Below are 23,352 nucleotides of genomic sequence, written 5' to 3'. Positions count from 1 at the left end.
GCCCCGACAGAGGGGAGGCGCCGCGCGCTCGGGCGGCGCGCCAGGGAGATAGTGGACGAGATAGTCGAGAAGCGCGGCCTCAAGAAGGAGTAACATCGGGACTTGCAGCGACGGACCTCAGGACACTCTTACACCACGTCTGCGCGCGCGACCCTTAGAAACAACGCTCGGGGTGGCGAGGCGCTCAGAATTCGGTCGCAAGGAGGGCGTTCCTCGGCTGTGCCAGGAGTGTCCCTAGGTGCCGGCACATAAGGAACGTCCCTAACATCCGGAGGGGGTGCCTGCCGTGGCAGGCACCCCCTCCGGATGTGGGAAGTTTGCGTTGCAGGTTACTTGTCGGTGCCCAGCTTGTGCGGCTTGAGAGCGAGCGCATTGACGAGCGCGTCGGTGGCAGACTTGACGGCCGCCGGCTGCGGATCGTTGACGTGATCCTCGGGATGCACGGGCAGGTCCTTCTTGACTGCATCGTGGATCAAGTTGAGGTACTCAGTCACGCCTGTGGTCGACAGGTGCGTGCCATCGCCATCAAACAGGTCGTTGCGATTGGCACTGTATCCGTACCAGTCGATAACGCGCACGTTCTTGTAGCGCGTAGCGGCGTTGGCGATGGCCTGGTTGGTAGAGCCAACCCACGGCTGCGGGCTGCGCGTGTTCACAAACACCACAATACGCTTATCTCCTGCATCGGCCATGATGGCGTCGATCTGGTCGTCGGTTACCAAGCCATTGGTTCCCAGCGCAAGGACCACGATCTTGCCGGCAAGGTTCTGTTGGAGATAGCCCTCAAATGTCGCGCGGCCCGCATCAAACTGGCGGCCCTTTTCGGCATCGATGTGACTGTGGGGGAACACGCCGTCAAAGGAATCAACGGCGCGCAGCGACACGGAGTCACCGATCATCAGCAGGTCGTAGGAGCCATCGGGGAAGCCGTCGTTGTCCTTGTCGGTGTCGTCGGCTGCCTGTTGGTCCGTTGGCGCGGTGTTTTTGGCTTCCTTGTTGAGGACTTCGGCGCCCTCACCGCTCAGTGCGGAGGTCTCCGGCACAAAGATCAGGCCGCCCAGCGCGATAACAAGCACGATGCTGCAAGTGGCGCACACGGGAATATGCGCGCGTGCCCAGTTGGCGGGCGTGGTGGTGCCGTCGCGGAACTCGGATACGGTGCGCCCAAAGGCGCCCTTTCTAAACGGCGTCTCGATAAAGCGATATGAGCATTCGGCTACGGCGACCACCAACAACACCTGCAAAATGTACTGCCACCACGGCGTATCGTTGATGTTGGCGACCGGGTTCATGAGCAACAGTAGCGGATAGTGCCACAGGTAGATGCTGTACGAGCGCTTGCCAACCCACACGAGCGGCTCGGCGGACAGTGCGCGGGCAACCATTCCCTGGGGTTGCACGCAGGCCGCGATGACCATGAGCGTGAGGATGGAGCATAACAGCGTGCCGCCGCGATACTGGAACGCGGTGTAGCCGTTGGTGAGCGCGACCATGGCGGCAAGGCCAACCAGACCCACGACGCCCAGCACATCGATGGATGCGGGCGAGGACCAAAAGCGCACGAGGGCGCTCGGCTGTGCCGGGACGGTCTCGGCTGCGCCGTCGGTCGTAGCGTCATGCTTGCCCTCGGCGTTCTTGCCGTGCTTGGCGGCGCCAGCTAGGCGATTGAGCCCCAAACGATGTGCGAGACGCACCGGCGCCAGGTCGCAATCGGGGATAAAGGCCATCCAGGTACCCAGCAGCAGCGAGAACACGCGGGTGTCGGTGCCGTAGTACACGCGGCTGGGGTCGGCGGCAGGGTTGTAAAGCACCATCATGGCGAGGGCAGATACCGCGGCAAGGCCCAGAACCACGCGGCGCGTGTTGGGTTTGCTCACATGCATGGATACCATGGCAAACAGCAGCGGGGGCCAAACCAGGTAGAACTGTTCCTCGATGGCGAGCGACCAAAAGTGCGTAAGCGGCGAGGGGTCGCCCAGGGCGTTGAAGTACGAGACGTTTTGGGCAATCTGCCACCAGTTGTTAAAGAACAGCAGCGACGGCAGAACGTCGGGACGCATCTTGGTGAGCATCACGTGGTTAAAGATGGTGCACAGCGCGCAGGTCACGAACACTACCGTTACCACGGCGGGGACCAGGCGACGGATGCGGCGAATCCAGAAGCTCTTAAGGTCGATGCGGCCGGTCTTAGCGACTTCGTTGAGCAGCAAGCGCGTGATCAGATAGCCCGAAAGCACAAAGAAGATCGTGACGCCAAGCAGGCCGCCCTGAGCCCACGTGAGGTTGAGGTGATAGAGCACCACCGCGACGACGGCAAGCGTGCGCAGGCCGTCGAGCGCAGGGATGTAGCGGGACTTGGGGCGAGCAGGCGTCTGCTCCGCGGCGGGAGTGTTGGCGCGGCCCGCGTTGTTGGCAGAAGCGCGATGGGGGCTTGCGGTGCGTCGCGGCTCGTTGGCACGGCGCTCGCCCTTCACGCGTTCGTGCGGCGCCGGCTCGTTGCCCGTGCGGCGTCGACCGCGCGAGCCCGATTGCGAGAATTGTTCCATAAAACATCATCCAATGACGAGAATAATCAGCACATATTCATTGTAGCTGCCTGCCCCTGTGAATGCTTGCTGCTGGCGCAAGCTCAAGCGCGCGTCCACATCAAAGTGGACTAAAGTTATAGGGGGTGCGAGAGTGCACAATCGTTGGTCGACGGTGGGCGCAAAGCCTGAAGGCGAGGAGGTTTCCATGGCGGATCACAGCATCGTTGCGGTGTTCGGCAGCATGAACATGGACCTTTCGGTGGCGTGCGAGCGCATGCCGCGCGCGGGCGAGACCGTTGGCGGTAGCGGTTTTATCACCAACGCCGGTGGCAAGGGCGCTAACCAGGCCGTTGCCGCTGCGCGCATGGGTGCGCGCACGTGCATGATCGGCGCTGTTGGGCGCGATACCTTTGGCGATGCGCTCGTGGCAGGGCTCCAGGATGCCGGCGTGGGCGTTGAGTTTGTGGCGCGTCGCGATGACGTGGAGACCGGTACCGCGACTATCATTCGCTGCGAGAGCGACAACCGCATCGTGCTGTCGCCGGGCGCCAACCATGCGCTTGCGGGCGAGGACGTTGCCCGCGCACTGAGGCGCTTGGTGGCCGACGAGCTCGACGGCGATGCCAACGAGATTGCCCCGGCTGCCGGAAGCGTCTTTATTGCCCAGGGCGAATGTGACCTTGCGGCAACGGCCGCGGCACTCTCTTGCGCTCACGAGCTGGGGTTCTATACGATCTTTAACCCGGCGCCCGCCTGCGAGCTGCCTGCGGAGGTCTGGCCTGCGGTCGACCTGGTCTGTCCCAACGAGACCGAGTGCCAGGTTCTGACGGGCATTCTGCCCACGGATGATGTGAGTTGCGTCGCCGCGCTCAATGCGCTGCTCGACAAGGGCGCCGGCGCTGCGGTCATCACGTTGGGCGGTGCCGGCTCGGTTACGCTCGGCGATGGCGGTGAGCTGCTGCGCATGCCGGCACTTTCGAGTACGGTAGTCGATACCACGGCCGCCGGCGATACGTTTATCGGCGCGTTGGCGGCGGCTCGCCTAGAGGGCCTGCCGCTCTTTGAGTGCATGGCCGCGGGCGCTCGCGCCTCGGCGGTGACGGTGTCGCGCCTGGGCGCTCAGCAATCAATTCCCACGCGTGCGGAAGTCGAGCACAAGTTTGGTTTAGACGGTTTGGATGTAGACGGAGAAGCGGAGTAGAACAATGGCAACCAAGAAGCTGATCCTTGATCTGGATATGGGTGTGGATGATGCGATGGCGCTTGCCTATGCCATCGCGAGCCCCGAGGTGGAGCTCGTCGGCATCACCACGTGCTTTGGCAACGTGCGCGTCGAGCAGTCGGCGCACAACTGCTTGGCGGTGCTCGACCTGTTGGGTCGTCCCGAGGTGCCGGTGTACCTGGGCGCCGATCGTCCCGTGAAGGCGACCGAACCCTACACGCCGCCGGCGTCCACCACGCTTATCCACGGCAAGAACGGCATCGGCGGCGCAAGCGTGCCCGCCTCGCCGTACGAGCCGGTGGGCGCGACGTCGGCCGATGGCAATGCGGCGGTCGATTACCTGATTGATGCCGCGCGTACCTATGGTCCCGACTTGGTCTATGTGGCGACCGGTCCGCTCTCCAACCTGGCGCTCGCCCTTGAGCGCGACGCGGCGGCGATGATGTCTATCGGCCGCGTGGTGGTGATGGGTGGCGCCCTGACCGTGCCCGGCAACGTGAGCGCCGGTGCCGAGGCCAACATGGCGAGCGACCCCGAGGCCGCTGACGCCGTGCTGCGCTCGGGCCGCAAACTCACCATGGTTGGTCTTGACGTGACGCATCGCGTGGTGCTGACGCGCCGCGACATTGCCGGTTGGACGGGCTCGGGCACCATGGCGGGCTGCGCATTTGCGAGTATGGTCGAGCACTACATTGGCTCGTACGAGATGAACGCCCCTTACCTGGGCGGCTGCGCGCTGCACGATCCGCTTGCCGTTGCCGTGGCGATTGATCCCACGCTCGTGGGCGCACTTGGTTGCAACTTGCGCGTCGACCTGCTCGGCGAGTATCGCGGCCGCACTATCTGCGACGAGCATCGCCTATCCGACCCCGACAAGAGCGCGCTTGTGGCACTCACCGTGGACGCCCCGCGCTTTCTGTCCGAGTTCAAGACACGTATGGCCCGTGTCCTTGGCTGATCCGCAAGATTGAGACGGCCTCCCAATCGTTTCAACGCTTCCAAAACCGTTCACGGACGATATGCTACCGTTGGTCGGCTGTGGACGGTGCTCCCCGCGAAGATATGGGCTATCATTCTTTGCTGCGCGGATTGTTACTTCTAGGGAGGCATGCCCGCGCCTCGATACAACGGATTGTTACTGGTAAGGCATGACCGCGATAGCTCGGCTATTTGCAGTCATGCCTTTTCTTTTTGATAATTCCGAAAGGAGGTTCAATAATGCTTGCGATTAAAAAGCTCAACAACAATGCCGTTCTTTGCCGCGACGGGCAGGGGCGCGACGTGATCGCCATGGGCAGGGGCGTCGGGTTTGGGGGAGAATTTCCCCGCGAGCTGCCGCTCTCTAAGATTGAGCATACGTTTTATGACATCGACCCCAAAGGGCAGGACGTCATGCGCGACCTTCCTTCTGAGATCGTGATGTTCACGGCCAAGGTGATGGACATCGTCGCCAACGAACTGCCCTACGACCTCTCGACCAATGCGACGCTGTTCATGGCTGATCACCTGTCGTTTGCCGTTGCGCGAGCCCAAAAGGGGGTCCGCATCGCGATGCCTCTTGCCTATGAAGTGCGGGAGACGTATCCGAAGGAATACAAGGCTGCCCAGTTTATCGTCATGCGACTCGAGAAGGAGCTCGGAGAGCGGCTTCCCAAGGATGAGATTGCCAGTATTGCGATGAATCTCGTGAACGCACGGGTTGTTGAAGCCGTCAAAGCCACGGCCGAGCCCGCAAAGCAGTTCGACGATATGCTCGAGGACGTTATCGAGATTCTCGAAAGCGATTTCCGCATTATTGTCGACCGCGATTCCTTTGATTTCACCCGCTTCGCCACGCATCTGCGGTACCTGTTCAAGCGCATTCAAGCCGGCGAGTCGCTGAACAGCGCCAACATGCAGATGTACAAGAACTTTCGTGAGGAGTTTCCGCAGTTGGCAGAGTGCGTGAAGCATATCGGTTCCTATTGTCGTGAAACGTGGGACGCCACGCTCTCCGAGGAGGAGGAACTCTATCTGATGATCCATCTCAACCGGATCATCTCCAAAAAAGGATTGTAACCCGTAGCCATTCGGGGCATGACCTTTGCCGATTCGAACAGTAAGCCAAGATTGTGCAAAGGAGCCAATGATGGCAAATTACAAAAAGGTGGCAGAGCAGATTCTCTCCACTGTGGGCGGGGCGGAAAACGTGGCTTCGGTTACGCATTGCATGACGCGCCTGCGCTTCAACCTCAAGGATGAAAGCCTCTCGAATGATGAGAAGCTTGAGGACATCTCGTCTATCATCAGCGTCGTGCACGCCGGAGGGCAGGTGCAGCTGGTGGTCGGGCCCACGGTCGACAAGGTCTACGACGAGGTTTGTAAGCAGGGCGGATTCGAGGTCACGGTATCGATTGACGAGGAACTCGATGGCCCTCAGCTTAGCTGGAAGGAGCGCTTGGCGCCTAAGCACCTCTTCAATCAGCTGCTCGATGCCGTGAGCGGCGCTATCACCCCGATCCTTCCGATCTTTTGTGTCGCCGGTATCTTCAAGATGCTCGTTATTCTGTTTGGGCCCGAAGGCGCCGGTTTTATGTCCGAAACGAGCGACCTGTATCGGATCCTTTCCCTGGTGGGCGATGCGGCGTATTACTACTTCCCGGTGTTTGCCGCCTATAGCTCGGCTAAGAAGTTCAAAACGAGTCCTGTGCTGGCACTGCTCATCGCTGTTGTGATGATTTATCCCGATATGCTCGCTATTGTTGAGGACGGAAAGCCTTTCAGCGTCTTCGGCATCCCCATGCAGCTCGTCAACTACACCCAGGCTGTTCTTCCGGTCATCTTGATCACCTGGGCCCAGTCCTATGTTGAGCGCTTCTTTAAGAAGATCTCGCCTGATATGTTGCGCATTCTGATCGTACCCGTGGGTACGGTGCTCGTGATGTTGCCGGTCGCGCTGTGCCTCTGCGGCCCTGCCGTCCAATTTGTCATGGGCCTTGTGGCCGATTTCATCATTTGGCTCGCCTCTGTTGCCGGTCCCGCTGCGACCGCGGTTATCGGCGCATTCTGGAATCTGATCATCGCCACCGGCATGCACGTGCCGATCTATACCGCCATATTGCCCGCCGCGCTCCAGAACGGTTACGACGCCATCTTATACCCCGGCACCGCGGTTGTAGCCTACACCACGCTTGCCATCGCGCTCGCCTATGGCCTGCGCGCTAAGGACAAGGAGAGTCGAGCCACGGGCTGGAACTTGTTCATCACCTATGCCTTCGGTCGCGTGAGTGAGCCCATCATCTACGGCATCCTGTTTCGCGACAAGAAGGCTCTTGCCTGGAACATGATTGGTGGTGCTGTCGGTGGTCTGCTGGTAAGCCTTCTTCATGCCAACGTCTATATCTTCACTGGCGTTGGTTTCCCATGGATGAACGTGCTCATGTTTGCTCAGGATATCATCCCTGGCACCATCGGGTGTCTTGCTGGCGGTGCCGTGACGTTTGCGTTGGCGATGATTTTTGGATTTGAAGGACAGGAGAAGATGCCGTTGAAGTCCAAGAGCGGCGATTCTGAGGCCGTTGAATCCGTCGAGGCATAAGAGGCTACTACACAAATATGCTCCCCAGCCGTTGCGCGGTCCGACCCCTTGGCCGCGCAACGGTACTGTGCTGTTGCGCGGCACTTGCCGAGTCCGTTGCGTTCGACAGTGTGGGCCGGGAATTTGATAGAAAGGACGACACCATAATGTTTAGAGAAGATTTTTTATGGGGCGGGGCTCTGGCTGCAAACCAGTGCGAGGGAGGATGGAACGAAGGCGGTCGCGGTTTAGCCAATTCCGACATGCTGCCGTTTGGCGATCAACGCATGGACGTCATGCGGGGAGACCTTGATCCGCGTGCGTTGGCACCCGACAGCTTCTATCCCGCTCGCAAGGGCATTGATTTTTACCATAGGTACAAGCAGGATATTGAACTGTTTGCCCAGATGGGTTTTAAATGCCTGCGCTTATCAATCGCCTGGAGCCGCATTTTTCCCAAAGGAGACGAAGCCGAGCCCAATGAAGAAGGCCTTGCCTTTTACGAGGATGTTTTTAGGACGTGTCGCGCGCATGACATTGAGCCTTTGGTGACGCTCAACCACTATGATGTCCCCATGCATCTCGTCGATGCGTATGGCGGATGGCGCGATCGCAGGTTGGTCGACCTGTTCGAGCGATATTCGCGTACCGTGTTCGAGCGCTATCGGGGATTGGTCAATTATTGGCTGACCTTTAACGAGATCAACATCATGACGCAGGCGTGCTTTATGGCGGCGGGGATCATCTTCGAGCAAGGGGAGAATCGCTATGCAACGGTTCACACGGCCGTGCACCATGTATTGGTTGCGAGCGCCCGTGCGGTCGGGGCGTGTCATGAACTGTGCCCTGGGGCGAAGATCGGTTGCATGCTCAACGCAGGTGTCTTCTATCCGGCTACATGTGATCCGGACGATGTGCTGGCTGCGCAGGCTGAGAATCGCAGCCATTACATGTTTACCGACGTCCAGGTGCGCGGTGCGTACCCGAGCTATGTTCTCAAGGAATACGCCCGCCATGGTTTTGAGGTGCCCTATCGGGATGATGACCGCGAAGTACTGGCTGCAAACCTGGTCGATTTCGTCTCGTTTTCGTATTACTCGACGCGCGTCGCAAAAGCGCATGCGGAAGGTCAGTTCGATTCGAACCTTCTTCGCTCGGCGCCTAATCCGTATCTAAAACAGGAGCCTTGGGGGAGGTTTATCGACCCCAAAGGGCTGCGCGTCACCATGAATGAAATCTGGGATCGCTATCAAAAGCCGCTGTTCATCGTCGAAAACGGTTTGGGTGCTCCTGATGTGCCGGAAGATTCGGGTGAAATAGAAGACGACTATCGAGTTGAATACCTGCGGGCCCACATCGAGGCGATGAGGGAGACCGTCGAGCTCGACGGGGTGGAACTCATGGGATATACCTGTTGGGGCCCGATCGATTTGGTTTCGGTCGCCACAGGACAGATGCGTAAGCGCTACGGGTTTATCTATGTCGATCGAGACGATAGCGGTGCGGGCTCGTTTGAGAGACGTAAAAAGAAAAGCTTCGAATGGTACCGACGCGTAATAGCAAGCAATGGCGAAGACCTTGCGTAATAACGTTAAGATGGACAAATGCGCCCGTTGGGGGAATAGTCGTGCCACTTCGCTTGACAACAGGCTAAACTAGCTAATAAACATTTACTATTCTGTTTAGATTGAATTTGCGGTCGTTTAGTTGCCGAGCCACGGGGCGGTCAAGCCACGATGCTCGGCCGCGACCGATGCTAGGGGGAACGATGGCTAAAGCAAGCGTCCGCGAGATCAGCCGCATTACCGGCTTTTCGCCCGCAACCGTGTCCAACGCGCTCAACCGCAAGCGCAGCGTGAGCGAGGAGACCGCCAAGGTCATCCTGGAGTGCGCGCAGTCGCTTGGCTATCAGCAGTCGACGCAGCTCGAGAGCATCCAGTTTGTGCTTGCGCGCAAGACGGGCGCCATCCTGGACGAGAGCACCTTCCATCCCGCGGTCATCGAGGGCGTGGAGCGCCAGGCGCGTCGCCACGGCATGAGCACGAGCTTTGTCTCGCTCGACTTTAGCGACCTGGACGCCGTGCGCCCGCAGGTCGAGGGCCTGATCGCCGACCCGTCGGCCGCCATCGTGCTGATGGGTACCGAGCTGGGCGAGGAGGACTACGCCCTGTTCGCCGACGCTGCCGCCCACCTGATTGTGCTCGACGGCTGGAGCGATCGCCAGTACTTCGATGCCGTAGTCATCGCCAACACCGATTCGGTGCTGCGTGCCGTGGATTACCTTATCGAGAAAGGCCACAGGCAAATCGGCTATCTGGCGGGCGACCTTCGGATCCGCAACTTTAAGGACCGCGAGCGCGGCTATCGCCAAGCGCTTGAGGACGCGGATCTTGAGGCCAACCCGGCATGGCACGTCACGCTGGGTACCACGCTCGAGGGCGCTTATCACGACATGGGCGTGTGGCTCGACAACGTCTCGCGCGACGATCTGCCGACGGCTTTCTTTGCCGAGAACGACGTGCTCGCCGTGGGCGCCATGCGCGCGTTCAACGAGCACGGTATTCGCGTGCCCGAGGATGTCTCGATCATCGGCTTTGACGACCTGTCTTTGGGCGCCTTCTCCAACCCGCCGCTCACCACGGTGCATGTTCCCAAGCACGAGGTGGGCGAGATCGCGGTGCGTCGCCTGGTGGGCAACATCCGCAACCCCAAGAGCTATACCTGCAAGACGGCCGTGTCGACCTATTTTGTCGAGCGCCAAAGCGTGCGTGAGATCTAGGCAAAGGCAACGCTAGACCGTAGGGAGGTAAAGCTCGCTAAGGCAGCCATACATAACGCTACTAAGAGAGGGTCCTTCGGGGCCCTCTTTTTGATGCCCTTGTATGTTCAGTTTGTTTACATACCGTTTAGGCTGATTTCTCTACCGTCTACGGGTATTTCGCGTTAAACTTCTAAACAGTAGAGTAAAACATTTAGTAAACAGAACAAAACGAAACATGCGTCTGTTTACTGAACATGTGACTAGGGGAGGACGTACATGGATAAGATCAAGCTCGGTTTTGTGCCCACGCGTCGCAGCATCTTTAGCGCGCCGGACGCAATCAAGTATCGCGGCCTGACGGCTGATCGCCTGCGCGAGATCGGCGTCGACATCGTGGATATCGACGACATCAACGACGAGGGCCTGCTGTTCGACGACAGCCATATCGCGCCTATCGTCGAGAAGTTCCGCGCCGAGGGCGTCGACGGCATCATGCTCTGCCACGCCAACTTTGGCACCGAGTACGTTTGCGCCCGCCTTGCCCGCGAGCTCGGCTTGCCCGTGCTGTTGTGGGGCCCGCGCGACGAGCGCCCCGAGCCCGATGGCACGCGTCTGCGCGACAGCCAGTGCGGCCTGTTCGCGACCGGCAAGGTCCTGCGCCGCTTCCAGGTTCCCTTCACCTACATGACCAACTGCCGTCTGACCGATCCCGAGTTCGAGCGCGGTGTCTGGGACTTTTTGGCCGTGTGCAACGTGGTCAAGACCTTCAAGCACACCCGCATCCTGCAGATGGCCACTCGCCCGTTCGACTTCTGGTCCACCATGTGCAACGAGGGCGAGCTGCTCGAGAAGTTCAACATCCAGCTTTCGCCCATCCCCATGACCGAGCTTGTCCAGGCCGTGCGCGATGCCCAGGCCGACGAGCAGGCCATGGCCGCCATGCTCGCCCACATTGGCGACAGCTTTGAGATTTGCATTCCCGAGGACAAGGTTCCCGCGGTCGCAGGACTCGCCATTGCCATGAAGCGCCTGGTAAAGAAGTACGGCTGCAACGCCGGCGCCATCCAGTGCTGGAACGCCCTGCAGGACGAGCTGGGCATTATGCCCTGCGCCGCCAACGCCATCCTCAACGAGATGGGTATCCCCGTTGTGTGCGAGACCGATATCCACGGCGCCATCACTGCGCTGATGGTCGAGGCCGCCGACCTGGGCCGTCACCGCGGCATGTTCGCCGACTGGACCGTGCGCCATCCCGATAACGAGAACGGCGAGCTGTTGCAGCACTGCGGCCCCTGGCCCTGCAGCTGCGCGGCCGTCAAGCCCAAGCTCACCTACCCGCTGGCTTTCGACCACCCCGGCGCGCTGACGGCCGAGGCCAAACACGGCGATCTCACCCTTGCCCGCTTTGACGGCGACAACGGCGAGTATTCGCTGCTGCTGGGCAACGCCCGCGGCATCGACGGCCCGGCCGGCATGGGCACCTACCTGTGGGTCGAGGTCGAAAACCTCAAGCGCCTCGAGGCCAAGATCGTCGAGGGCCCCTACATCCACCACTGCGTCGCTATTCACGCCAACGTGGTGCCGGTTCTCTACGAGGCGTGCAAGTACATCGGCATCCAGCCCGACCTGTACGACCCCATTGAAGAAGACGTCAAAGCCTACCTGCGAGGAGAGTAGAAATGGCAACTATCGAAGAGCTTGAGTCCCTGCGCTGGGACCTTCGCCGTGATTGCGTCGATATCATCATGGCTGGCGCCGGCGGCCATATTGGCGGCGACATGTCGGTGATCGACGCCCTCATGACCCTCTATGCCAACCACCTTAACATTTCGCCCGAGACTGTCGACGATCCCAACCGCGACCGCTTTGTGCTCTCCAAGGGCCACGCCATGGAGGCCTACTACGCGGTGCTGTGCCACGAGGGCTATCTGGACCTCGACGACGTCAAGGCCCGCTTCTCCAAGTTCGGCAGCCCCTACATCGGCCACCCCAACAACAAGCTCAAGGGCATCGAGATGAACTCCGGTTCGCTGGGCCATGGCCTGCCCGTGGCCGTCGGCATGGCGCTTGCAGGCAAGATGGACGGCCGCGACTACCGCGTCTACACCATCATGGGCGACGGCGAGCTTGCCGAGGGCTCGGTCTGGGAAGGCGCCATGAGCGGCGGCAACTACCAGCTCGATAACCTGTGCGCGCTCGTGGACCGCAACCGCCTGCAGATCAGCGGCAGCACCGAGGACGTCATGAAGCAGGATTCGCAGGAGGAGCGCTGGGCCGCCTTCGGCTGGAACGTGCTCTCCATTCCGGGCAACGACGTCCAGGCCATCGACGCTGCGCTGACGCTTGCGGCCGAGACCAGCGGAAAGCCCACGGTCATCATCCTCAACACGGTGAAGGGCTATGGCTCGCCCGTTATGGAGGACAAGGCCGCCTGGCATCATCACCTGCCCAACGATGAGGAATATGCCCAGATCATCGCCGATTTCGCTGCCCATAAGGAGGCCATCAATGGCTAACAAGATCGCCAACCGCAAGGTTATCTGCGACACACTGCTCGAGGCCGCCGAGACCGATAAGGACATCGTCGTCCTGTGCTCCGACTCCCGCGGCTCCGCATCGCTCACGCCGTTCTTCGATCAGTACCCCCAGCAGTCCGTCGAGGTCGGCATCGCCGAGCAGGACCTGGTGAGTATCGCCGCCGGCATGGCTTCGTGCGGCAAGAAGGCCTGGGCCGCCTCGCCGGCGTCCTTTGTGACCACGCGCTCGTATGAGCAGTGCAAGGTCGACGTCTCGTACTCCAACACCAACGTCAAGCTCATCGGCATCTCGGGCGGCGTGTCCTACGGCGCTCTGGGCATGAGCCATCACTCCGCGCAGGATATCGCCGCCATGAGCGCGATTCCCAACATGCGCGTGTATCTGCCGAGCGATCGTTTTCAGACTGCCGAGCTTGTGCGCGCCCTGGTTGCCGACAACAAGCCGGCCTATATCCGCGTGGGCCGCAACCCGGTCGAGGACGTGTATACCGAGGACGAGTGCCCGTTCCAGATGGATCGTGCCACCTGGGTGCGTCGCGGCACCGATGTGACGATTGTCGCCACCGGTGAGATGGTCCGCCATGCCGTGGACGCCGCCGATCTGCTCGCCGAGCAGGGCATCTTCGCCACCGTGCTCGACATGTACTGCGTCAAGCCGCTCGATGCCGAGGCCGTGATCGAGGCCGCTGGTGCCACGCGCGCCGTCGTGACCGTCGAGGAGCACAGCCCCTTTGGCGGCTTGGGCTCCATGGTCGCGCAGGTCGTGGGCGAGCATTGCCCGCGTTCGGTCAAGTGCCTGAGTCTGCCCGACGCGCCGGTCATCACCGGCACGAGCCCCGAGGTCTTTGCGCACTACGGCCTCACCGGCGAAGGCATTGCCAAGACCGTTGCCGAGTTCCTTCCCGCAGAGTAATTGGAATGTGACAAAGGGACAGCCCCTTTGTCACATTCATTTTGAAAGGGGTGGCCATGGGCCGCTACATCATCGGAATCGATCAATCCACGCAGGGCACGAAGGCGCTGCTGGTGGACGAGGGCGGCCATCTGATTCATCGTGCCGACCGCTCGCATCGCCAGATTGTCAATGATGCCGGCTGGGTGAGCCATGATCCGGTCGAGATCGCCGCCAACGTGTTGGCCGTGGCGCGTGCCGTGGTGGAGGAGACCGGGGTCAATCCGGCCGACATTGCCGGTATTGGCATCTCCAACCAGCGCGAGACCACCGTTGCCTGGAACCGCACGACGGGCGAGCCGCTGTGCGACGCCGTGGTGTGGCAGTGTGCCCGCGCCCGCGAGCTGTGTGACGAGCTTGCGGCGCGCGAAGGCGTGGCAGAGCTGGTGCGTGACACAACGGGCCTGGTGCTCTCGCCCTACTATCCGGCGGGCAAGATGGCTTGGATCCTCGCGAACGTTCCGGCGGCTGCCGAGGCCGCGGCATCGGGTGAGCTGTGTCTGGGCACCATCGATGCCTGGGTGGTCTGGACGCTCACGGGCGGCGCGGAGTTTCGCTGTGACTGGTCCAATGCCAGCCGCACGCAGCTCTTCGACCTGCGCCGTGGCTGCTGGAGCGAGCCGGTGTGCGAGGCCTTTGGCATCGATCCGGCCTGCCTGCCGCAGGTGACCGATTCCGACGGTCTGTTTGGCACAACGGACCTGGATGGCTTTTTGCCCGCACCCGTGCCGGTACACGGCGTGCTGGGCGACAGCCATGCGGCCCTGTTTGCGCAGGGTTGCCACAGCCGCGGCATGGCCAAAGCGACCTATGGCACCGGCAGCTCGGTCATGATGAACGTCGGCAACGAGTTTGTCGCCAGCTCGCACGGGCTTTCGAGCTCGCTTGCGTGGCGTATGGATGGCGTGACCGAGTATGTACTCGAGGGCAACGTGAGCTACGCCGGCGCCGTCAAGACCTGGCTGCGCGACGACCTGGAGCTCATCAACAACCCCGAGGAGGTCACCGACCTGTGCTACGCCGCCAACCCGGCGAGCCATGTCTACTTTGTGCCGGCGTTTACCGGCCTGGGTGCGCCGCACTGGGCAAGTGATGCCGAGGGATGCGTTTTTGGCATGACACGCACCACGGGTCGCGCGGAGTTCGTAAAGGCTGCCGACGAGTCGATCGCCTATCAGATCTTTGACGTCATTGATGCGATGGTCGAGGATTCGGGCGCGGCGCTTGCCGAGCTTCGTGTTGACGGCGGCCCCACACGCGACGCGTACCTGATGCAGTTTGAGAGCGATTTGGTCGGCTCGCCCATCCGCATTGCGAGCAATGACGAGATGAGCGGTCTGGGCGCGGCTTGGGCCTGTGGTATCGCGCTGGGCATGTATACGCGCGATGTCGTCGACGTCTACGGTGCCCGCGGCATTGTGGGGCCGTCGATGCCCGCTGACGAGCGAGCCAAAAAGATCGCCGGCTGGCGCCATGCCGTTGAGGCGACTATCTCGTACTAAATGCGTGATGCCGCGGTAGAGTCGCGGCAATGCGTACGAGTGACGCCCTGGGGCGATGTCACGGAGTACTATTCGGTCGACAGGTGAAGATGCGAACGAGAGGACGATGTGATGCGGTAGAGTCCAACGCGTCGAATGATGGTCTACGTATGTGGGATTCTATTCCTGAGCTGCGGCGTTGTAATGAATGCACGCACAGCGCTCGGCGTGACGCTGGGCGTCTCTGCGCGGCTCGTCCCCGTGGCGCCCGACGGCATGGTGCAGACGCTCTCCCAGGTGTTTCACTGTGAATTTGGTAAGGCGAAGTATTTCTTTGACGGGAGCTGTGTGGGCATCTCACTGGTCTACGGGCTTGTGCGTACGGGTGCTGCGGTGGGCATCGGTATCGGCACCGTAGCCGCCGCGCTCCTGGCGGGCGGTATCTGCACGTTTTGGGGTCGTCTGCTCAACCGCAGGCTCATGGCCTTTATGGAAGAGCCTGCGAGCATGTAGACGCATTGAGCGAGAGGGGAGCGGCCATGAGGCAGCTGTTTGGAATTGATATCGGCGGAACGAGCGTCAAATGGGCGATTGTGAATGAGAACTACGAGTTTGGTGACCGTGGTTCGATTCCGACGGCGTTCGTCTCGGCCGATCAGCTGGTCGACGCGCTCGCGGCACTCGTAGGGCCGTATCGCGGACAGGTTGTAGGCGTGGGCATCTCGGCCCCAGGTGGCATCTTCGGTTACGAGGTCGATCCAGACGGGACGATCCATCGCGGTGGTGCGCTGCCGTACATGGACGGGTTTCCACTTGGCCGAGCGCTGCGCGAACGGCTGGGGCTGCCCGTGACCGTTGTCAACGACGGCAAAAGCTGTGCGCTTGGCGAGTACGCTGCCGGCGCGTTGCGCGGCGTGGACGTGGGTTGCGTGGCGGTAATCGGTACGGGCATCGGCGGAGGCATCGTGGTTGACGGCCGGGTGCTGACAGGTGCGGGCGGCTTCGCGGGCGAGTTCAGCTTCCTGTCCAACAACGTAAGCGAACCGCTTGATCATCGTGATACGTTCGCGACTTCGAGCGGATGGCACGGCCTGCAGAATCTCGTGGCAGTCGAACTTGGCATTTCGGATGAAGCTGAACTGGAGGCCCTCGATGGCCGACGGATCTTCGAGCTACTGGAGCACGGGAGCGCGTCCGAAGTCGCCGCCGTGCAGCGCGGATTGGATGCCTATGCTGAGCTGTTTGATCGTGTGCTTGTGAATCTGCAGTGCGTCATCGACCCGGCAGTCTTCGCGATTGGTGGTGGCATCAGCTGCCATCCCGCGCTGTTCGAGGCGCTCGACCGTAAGATGGATGACGTCATGGCGCACTACACTGGTTTTCTGAAAGATATGCCTCGTCCGCACGTGGTCCCGGCGCAGCTGGGTAACGACGCCAATATCTACGGTGCCGTCGCAACTTGTTTGCAGGTGCTGTAAGTGCAGGCCATCTATTGGTCTGGTGACGATTACAGTCGCTGCCGGGTTTTTGGCTGTTGAGCTGCTCGCACGCTCTGCATTGCGGACGACGCAGCATCAATAGGTGAGGGGTCAGAAAACTAGATGCTGAACGGTCGATATTATCGGCTGCGCGGCGCCCCGTCCCAAAGTAGTCATTTGGGACGGGGCTTTTTTGACTGATATCATGGGTGGGATTGTTGCGACCAGCTAAAAGAGCCCTGTCCCAAATTGACTACCGAGAGGATCTGCCATGGAGCGCATCGCGAGTTTTTCCGTTGACCATCTGCTGCTTGAGCCCGGCGTGTATGTGAGCCGCGTCGACCGCGATCCGGCGACCGGTGCCGCCGTCACCACCTTTGACCTGCGCTTGACCACGCCCAACAAAGAACCGGTTATGAACACGGCCGAGTGCCACACCATCGAGCATCTGGGCGCGACGTTCCTTCGCAACCATGCCGAGTGGTCGAGCCGTATTGTCTACTTTGGCCCTATGGGCTGCCGCACGGGCTTTTACCTGGTTGTGTTTGGCGAGGTGACGAGTGAGGAGATCTTGCCGCTCGTGCGCGAGTTGTTCGAGTTCGTTGCTGGCTTCGAGGGCGATGTCCCCGGTGCCGCTCCCGAAGAGTGCGGTAACTACCTGGACCAGAATCTCCCTATGGCAAATTGGCTCGCGCGTCGCTATCTCGACCGCGATCTGATCGATATCGATGAGGCACACCTGCACTATCAGCAGGCGTAAAGGTTTCGTCGCTCAAAATGAGTTCACTGGGCGCCTTCGCTTATGCGGGGGTGCCTTTTTGTTGAGCGGACATGGCGGACGTTTAAAACCGCGCGTGATTGTTCTAGAATGTTCGTAATATCACACAAACGAACAGGAGCGAACATGCATATCTACTCTGTTACCGACCCCGAATTCAAACCCTATGGCCGCGTGTGGGATGACGTCCCGTCCAGCCTGACCGCCCCGCTCGTCGAGGCGCTCTCCGCAACGCCCATCCCCGAGGGCAGCAAGTACGTGGCCTCCGCGCCTGAGCTGGAGCAGGTCGAGGGCGCCGATGCGCTCGGCCTGCTCATGTATGGCGGCCGTCCGTTCCAGCTGGGCTGGTGCAACGGCCACAACACGAAGCTCAACTGCTTGGAGTATCACCGCGCGAGCGAGTTCAACCTGGGTGCTCGCGACTTTATTCTGCTGCTCGCCAAGCGTGAGCAGATTGTCGACGGCAAGCTCGACACCGCGCAGGTCAAGGCGTTCCGCGCGCCCGCCGGCACGCTCGTCGAGGTCTACGCCACCACGTTGCACTACACGCCGTGCATGGTCGACGACGGTGGCTTCCAGGTGATGGTTGCGCTGCCCGCCGGCACCAACGGTCCGCGCCCCGAGGCTGCGGCCGACATGCCCGCGGCCGGTGATAGCTACTGCTACTGGAAGGCCGACAAGTGGGTTCTCTGCCACGCAGATAGTCCCAAGGCTGCCGAGGGCGGCTACGTAGGTCTCGTCGGCAAGAACCTCGACATCACCGTGGACTAGGGTCTTCCGTCTCAATCTGTAACAGTTGGCGCGCTAAATCGTCTCTATCTGTTACAGATCAAGACGAACCACGGGGGCCGCCCGAACAATCTCAATCTGTAACGCCAAGCCCGCTTTTAACGGCCTAACTGTTACAGATCGAGACGAGCGGGCCCAACCCACCACAAAGGTGCCTGTCCCCTTTGCGGTGGTTGCCTAGAGCTGGCTGCGCAGGTAATCGGCCATATAGGGGACGGCGAAGCGCACGTAGCCGCGGCGCGCCTGCTCGATAACGCCGGCGTCGATGAGGCGCCGGCGATACTTTTGCGCATAGTCGGGTGTGACTGACATGCGCTTCGCAACATCAGAAATGCGAGACACAGCGTCTTCGTCATCAGTCATTGCGGAGAGAAACGCGACGTCTTGGTCTGACAGCGCGGCGAGCGTCGTTTCGCACACATCGTTTTCGAAATCGACTTTCGACGCCTCGATGGCTCCGTCGATTAACCCTTGCGTCGCACGTTCGCCTGTCCTGCAGCGATTGGCGATGTTATAGCCGATGAGTTGCAGCATATAGGGCGAGCCTTGGGTTGCGCGAGCGGCACGGAGGCGAAGATCGCTTGGAATATCAAGGCCGAGCTCATCGAAAGCCCGCTGGTAATAGGTATCGACATCTCCGACCGAAAGTGGCTCGAGCGTGACCTTTCGAGCGCGGTTGAGAAATGTCAGCACACGGTCATTGAGTGTTGCGCAGACGGCTCCCGGAAGGCCCGCCATGACGAGCGCGACGTTGAGTCGTTCGCCGACCAGCTCTTGATAGGCGGTGACGAGCTGTCTGATCTCGGGTGAATTTGCTTGGAGCTCGTCGATGAGGATGAGGATGCCGTGCCCCTGCTCGGTCAGTTTGCGCGCGAGCTGCGTGAGCTTGAACTGAAAGCTCTTGGTCTCCTGCACGTCTCGTGTGAACTCGAGGCCTGCCGAGAGCCCGAAAACACTTAGGCTGCCGCTCGCGAGTTTGGGAAGGCGGCGTTTGTTGACGTAAGGTTTGCCTGCTTCTTGGATTTTCTCGACAATGCGCTCGAGCATATCCTCGGAGGCTACGGTAGGCGTGGCGACAACAAAGCCGAGCTTGCGTGCGCGGTCGGCAAGTTCCCACAGAAGAACTGTCTTGCCGCTGCCTCGCTGTCCAAGCATGAGCATGGCTCGGTCGCGATTGCCCGGTTCCTGCTCAAGGCCGGATATGAATGTCGAAATTACAGTTTCGCGCCCGACGAGATAGGATGGGCGATTTCCAAATGAGGGGGAGAAGATGGTTTCAGTCATAAGTCTCCTTTCCTTTCTTTCCTATTTTTTCCTTTCTTTCCTATTCAGTCAAATGGTCTGCCACCCGAGGGCGCCTTCGCTGTTGTGGAGGCGCCCTTTTTTGCAAGTGAGTAGACTTTTTGGCTTAGTCTGACCACGCCGGAACATGCCAGGTAAGCTACCTGCGGTTTTGATGGCGTCAAAGGCGGGTCTGGTTGAGTTTTGCCAAAAAGTCTACTCACATGACGTTCGCGGCGTGTGGGCGGGTGCTTTTTCGTGCACGCGAGGTATCAAAAAGTGTCAGGAGCGCACCGTCTGCCGATATGCGGGAGCGAAAAGAAGTGTCGACCTGCGCCGTTGCCGTTGAGCGACGTGCCGTTTATAGAGATACTGAGCCTATGACAAACAGCGTGTGAAAGGATCGATGTATGGCTTTCCGTAAAGACTTCCTGTGGGGCGGCGCGACGGCTGCCAACCAGTGCGAGGGTGCCTACGACGTGGACGGTCGCGGCTTGGCTAACGTGGACGTGGCGCCGCACGGCGCTGAGCGCTACGCGGTGGTCTCCGGCCAGCGTAAGATGCTCGACTTCGAGGATGGCTACTACTATCCCGCGCAGACCGGCATCGATTTCTACCATCACTACAAGGAGGACATCGCCCTCTTTGCCGAGATGGGCTTTAAGACCTTCCGCATGAGCCTGGCCTGGACCCGCATCTTCCCCAACGGCGACGAGACCGAGCCCAACGAGGCCGGCCTGGCCTTCTACGAGGACGTGTTCCGCGAGTGCCAGAAGCACGGCATCGAGCCGCTCGTGACCATCACGCACTTCGACTGCCCGATCCACCTCATCAAGGAATACGGCGGCTGGCGCAACCGCAAGCTCATCGACTTCTACAAGAACCTCGCGACCACGATCTTTACCCGCTACAAGGGCCTGGTGAAGTATTGGCTCACCTTCAACGAGATCAATATGATCCTGCACCTGCCGTTTATGGGTGCCGGCCTGGTCTTTGAGGAGGGCGAGAACAAGGAGGCTGTCGAGTACCTGGCCGCCCACAACGAGCTCGTCGCCAGCGCTTGGGCCACCAAGATCGCCCACGAGATCGACCCCGAGGTCAAGATCGGCTGCATGCTCGCTGCCGGCACCTATTACCCCTACAGCTGCCGTCCGGGCGACGTTCGCCAGGCACAGCTCGACAACCAGGACAACTACTTCTTCGTCGACGTCCAGAGCCGTGGCTATTACCCGGCCTATGCCGTCAAGAAGCTCGAGCGCCTGGGCATCGATGTGGGCATGACCGACGAGGACCGCGAGATCCTGGCCGACAACACCGTCGACTTCATCAGCTTTAGCTACTACAGCACCCGCTGCTCCGCGGGCGCTGACAATCCCGACGTCGAGAAGACCCAGGGCAACGCCTTCGCCGGTGCCAAGAACCCCTACCTGCAGCAGAGCCAGTGGGGCTGGGCCATCGATCCGCTAGGCTTCCGCATTACCCTCAACGACCTGTACGACCGCTATCAGAAGCCTCTGTTTGTGGTCGAGAACGGTCTGGGCGCCAAGGATGTTGTCGAGGAGGACGGCTCCATCAACGACGACTACCGTATCGATTACCTGCGCCAGCACATCGCCGCGATGCGCGACGCGGTGACCGAGGACGGCGTCGACCTGCTGGGTTACACCACCTGGGGTCCGATCGACCTGGTCTCGGCCGGCACGGGCGAGATGTCCAAGCGCTACGGCTTCATCTACGTGGACCGCGACGACGCCGGCAACGGTACCCTCAAGCGCTCCAAGAAGAAGAGCTTCGACTGGTACAAGAAGGTAATCGCTTCCAACGGCGAAGATCTGGCCTAGGCTTTCCCAGCCACCGTACCTTGGGCCTCATTCGTCGCTTGCGTACCTTAAGTACGCGGCGCTCCCCATTCGACCCAATCTACGGCACCTGGAAAACCCTAGACTCAAATCTTACAGACCTGTCCTAGGCTTTCCCGGCAATCATAGTCTCCTAACCAAAGCGCCCGGCGAGCAGTTTGTGCTCGTCGGGCGCTTTGCCGTCTACGGATTTTGGGACATGCGGCCCGTTTTTTGAGGCTGCCTGTCGGTACACTAAAAGCACTATGGGTACCCGCGAGCGACATATCGGCCATGCGGCCGCCCGATCCGCGCCGGTGGCGGATCCCAGGGGCGGCAGGCTCTTCGCCATGCCGCGATTCCTCGTTGGCATAACGCACCTGGTGTACCGTCGCCGCGCCTTCGTCATTGCCGGCGTCATAACCGCACTGTTTCTTCTGCTTTTGGCGGTCTTGCCGGCGTCATTCGCTTCCGATCCCAAGCTCTCCAACACCGTGCCCATCTATAACGAGGTGTCCAAAGAAGTCGTGGACGGGCTTATCCATTCGAGCTCGATTCCGCTGCTCCTCGCTGCCGTCGCGTTCTCAATCTGGGGTGTGCTGGTCTATCTGCGCTGTCTGGATTACGTCTTGCGCCGGTGCCTCGTTGCCGTTGCCACCATCAGCGCCTTGTGGATGATCGAGGTCATCCTCAAGTACAAGTCGTTCACGCCGTTCTATGCCACCGTGCTGTGGTACCTGTACTACGTGCCCATGACGCTCATTCCGCTCCTCTACCAGCTGTGCGGCCTGCGCCTTGCAGGGTTGGAGCAACATCGTGCGGGTCGCCGCTACCGCACAGCCCTGTGGATCGCGGCCATCCTGCTCATTGGGTTTGTGCTTACCAACGATTTTCACCAACAGGTCTTTCATTTCGATCGCTCGAGTGAAACCTGGAGTAACGATTACACGTACGGCTGGGGCTATTTTGCCGTTCTGATATGGACGGCCTTTAACTTTGTCGCCTTTTTCATTTTGGTGGGTCGGTCATCGTCCTTCCGTATCCAACTTTTTTCGGGCACGGCGGCACTCGTGCTGCTGGGCGGCGCGTTCTTTGCCATTTCGTACGCCCTGCGCGTGCTCTGGGCATGGAAGCTCAACTTTTCGCTCGTCTATTGCGTGCTGTGCGTGGTGACGCTCGAGATTTGCCTCGATTGCGGCGTCATTCCGTCGTACCACGGCATTGCCAACATTTTCGACACCCTGCCGCTCGATCTTAGAGTTATAACGCGCGACCTGCAGGAAGTCTATGCCACGCCGGTATCAAAGCCGATTCCGGCGGGTGTGCGCGAAGAGCTGCGCGCTCAGGAGCACGGGCATGCCCACGCCTTTACCGTGGCGTCCGATCCCGATGTGATGTACCGCGCCTTCCCACTGCTAGGCGGATCGGCATTGCTCGCCCAAGACGTATCGGAGCTCAACGAGCTCAATCGCGAGCTGGCGTACCGGCGCATGGAATTGCAGCGCCAAAACGAGCTACTTACGGCCGACTACGATCTTAAGACGCATCTTGCCGACCAGGAGGCCGAGGCCTTGCTGGTCAAAGATGTCGACCAGGCGCTTGCCCGCGCGCTCGATGAGATGTATGGGCTGCTGGGCTCGCTGCCGTCGTTAACCGATGAGGCATCCTCGCATGAGCGCTATCGCATGCTGCAATGTGCCAAGATGCTCGTCGCCTATTGCAAACGCAAGGGCTCGCTCACGTTGGCGCAGCATGGGGAAAGCGGATTTGACCGCGATCGCATCCAACTCATTGCCAACGAGCTGGCAAGTGACTTGCGCACCATCGATGTCGACTGCGCTTCGATCATCGCCATACAGCGTCCGATGCATGCCAGTACGGTAAGCGCGCTGTACGACTGCGTGTATGACTTTGCGTTTTTCGCCTACACCACCGATCATCCGGCGCTCATGTACCACTTGAGCGATCACGATTCGTGCAGTGTTGAACTGCGTGCCACGCTCTTCTCCGACGACGAGGAAGACCTGTCACAGACGCCTGCCGCGCATGAACTCGAGCGCGAGTTGCAGGGTCGCAACGTGGCGTATCGTCTCGAGGGCGAGCCAGGCCAGCTGCGCATGATCGTCTTGATGCCGCGGGCAGGTGAGTGAC

Annotated in this window: 18 protein-coding genes; 16 read left to right on the top strand and 2 right to left on the bottom strand. The window is 60.5% G+C overall.

The genetic code is table 11. From position 1 onward, the window contains the following. Positions 1–329 precede the first annotated feature (329 nt). The gene (locus ABHR75_RS00660; RefSeq protein WP_346963386.1) at positions 330–2,546 is read right to left on the bottom strand and encodes an acyltransferase family protein; all 2,217 of its coding nucleotides are present in this window, start codon (positions 2,544–2,546) and stop codon (positions 330–332) included. 187 nt (positions 2,547–2,733) lie between these two features. Here ABHR75_RS00660 and ABHR75_RS00655 point away from each other — a divergent pair, with 187 nt between their 5' ends. The 14 genes from ABHR75_RS00655 (at position 2,734) to ABHR75_RS00590 (ending at position 18,064) form a co-directional block, all read left to right on the top strand. Continuing rightward, positions 2,734–3,729 (top strand): ribokinase, encoded by a 996-nt coding sequence (locus tag ABHR75_RS00655; RefSeq protein ID WP_346963385.1) that lies wholly within the window; start codon positions 2,734–2,736, stop codon positions 3,727–3,729. Positions 3,730–3,733: 4 nt separating this feature from the next. After that, positions 3,734–4,708 carry a nucleoside hydrolase gene (locus ABHR75_RS00650; RefSeq protein WP_346963384.1) on the top strand — a complete coding sequence of 325 codons (975 nt, stop codon included), beginning with the start codon at positions 3,734–3,736 and terminating at the stop codon, positions 4,706–4,708. Positions 4,709–4,968: 260 nt separating this feature from the next. Continuing rightward, the gene (locus ABHR75_RS00645) at positions 4,969–5,808 is read left to right on the top strand and encodes a PRD domain-containing protein (protein WP_346963383.1); all 840 of its coding nucleotides are present in this window, start codon (positions 4,969–4,971) and stop codon (positions 5,806–5,808) included. Between the two features lie 70 nt (positions 5,809–5,878). Continuing rightward, entirely contained in the window at positions 5,879–7,327 is a 1,449-nt protein-coding gene (locus tag ABHR75_RS00640) for a PTS transporter subunit EIIC (RefSeq protein ID WP_346963382.1), read from the top strand. A 146-nt stretch (positions 7,328–7,473) separates the two neighbouring features. Beyond that, positions 7,474–8,892: a 6-phospho-beta-glucosidase gene (locus ABHR75_RS00635; RefSeq protein WP_164473267.1), complete on the top strand. Its 1,419-nt coding sequence runs from the start codon at positions 7,474–7,476 to the stop codon at positions 8,890–8,892. 182 nt (positions 8,893–9,074) lie between these two features. Further along, positions 9,075–10,085 carry a LacI family DNA-binding transcriptional regulator gene (locus ABHR75_RS00630; RefSeq protein WP_192923971.1) on the top strand — a complete coding sequence of 337 codons (1,011 nt, stop codon included), beginning with the start codon at positions 9,075–9,077 and terminating at the stop codon, positions 10,083–10,085. A 258-nt stretch (positions 10,086–10,343) separates the two neighbouring features. After that, complete coding sequence (locus ABHR75_RS00625) at positions 10,344–11,744, top strand: L-fucose/L-arabinose isomerase family protein (protein WP_346963381.1); 1,401 nt, start codon at positions 10,344–10,346, stop codon at positions 11,742–11,744. Between the two features lie 2 nt (positions 11,745–11,746). After that, positions 11,747–12,583, top strand: a complete 837-nt coding sequence (locus ABHR75_RS00620) for a transketolase (RefSeq protein ID WP_199588805.1) — start codon at positions 11,747–11,749, stop codon at positions 12,581–12,583. Then, positions 12,576–13,517, top strand: coding sequence for a transketolase family protein (locus tag ABHR75_RS00615; RefSeq protein WP_346963380.1), 942 nt, complete (start codon positions 12,576–12,578; stop codon positions 13,515–13,517). The genes ABHR75_RS00620 and ABHR75_RS00615 overlap by 8 nt, the downstream gene beginning before the upstream one ends. Before the next feature lie 56 nt (positions 13,518–13,573). Next, positions 13,574–15,058, top strand: coding sequence for an FGGY family carbohydrate kinase (locus ABHR75_RS00610; protein WP_346963379.1), 1,485 nt, complete (start codon positions 13,574–13,576; stop codon positions 15,056–15,058). 183 nt (positions 15,059–15,241) lie between these two features. Then, positions 15,242–15,550, top strand: a complete 309-nt coding sequence (locus ABHR75_RS00605) for a DUF6198 family protein (protein WP_346963378.1) — start codon at positions 15,242–15,244, stop codon at positions 15,548–15,550. 26 nt (positions 15,551–15,576) lie between these two features. Then, the gene (locus ABHR75_RS00600) at positions 15,577–16,515 is read left to right on the top strand and encodes an ROK family protein (RefSeq protein WP_294121694.1); all 939 of its coding nucleotides are present in this window, start codon (positions 15,577–15,579) and stop codon (positions 16,513–16,515) included. A gap of 271 nt (positions 16,516–16,786) precedes the next feature. Next, entirely contained in the window at positions 16,787–17,275 is a 489-nt protein-coding gene (locus ABHR75_RS00595; RefSeq protein ID WP_118652431.1) for an S-ribosylhomocysteine lyase, read from the top strand. 144 nt (positions 17,276–17,419) lie between these two features. Beyond that, positions 17,420–18,064, top strand: a complete 645-nt coding sequence (locus tag ABHR75_RS00590) for a DUF4867 family protein (protein WP_346963377.1) — start codon at positions 17,420–17,422, stop codon at positions 18,062–18,064. 195 nt (positions 18,065–18,259) lie between these two features. Here the strand turns inward: ABHR75_RS00590 and ABHR75_RS00585 are convergent, their stop codons facing one another. Further along, a complete protein-coding gene (locus tag ABHR75_RS00585) occupies positions 18,260–19,366 on the bottom strand; it encodes an ATP-binding protein (protein WP_117747030.1) in 1,107 nt (368 codons plus the stop codon). Positions 19,367–19,773: 407 nt separating this feature from the next. Between ABHR75_RS00585 and ABHR75_RS00580 the strand changes: the two genes are divergently transcribed. Together ABHR75_RS00580 and ABHR75_RS00575 are read left to right on the top strand one after the other, a co-directional pair. Continuing rightward, entirely contained in the window at positions 19,774–21,204 is a 1,431-nt protein-coding gene (locus ABHR75_RS00580) for a 6-phospho-beta-glucosidase (RefSeq protein WP_346963376.1), read from the top strand. 347 nt (positions 21,205–21,551) lie between these two features. Further along, a complete protein-coding gene (locus tag ABHR75_RS00575) occupies positions 21,552–23,351 on the top strand; it encodes a histidine kinase N-terminal 7TM domain-containing protein (RefSeq protein ID WP_346963375.1) in 1,800 nt (599 codons plus the stop codon). Position 23,352: the final 1 nt, after the last annotated feature.

It is taken from the genome of Collinsella aerofaciens (assembly GCF_039752955.1).
In the GTDB taxonomy this organism is placed as follows: Bacteria; Actinomycetota; Coriobacteriia; order Coriobacteriales; family Coriobacteriaceae; genus Collinsella; species Collinsella aerofaciens_BI.
This window is presented reverse-complemented; position numbering and strand designations above follow the sequence as displayed.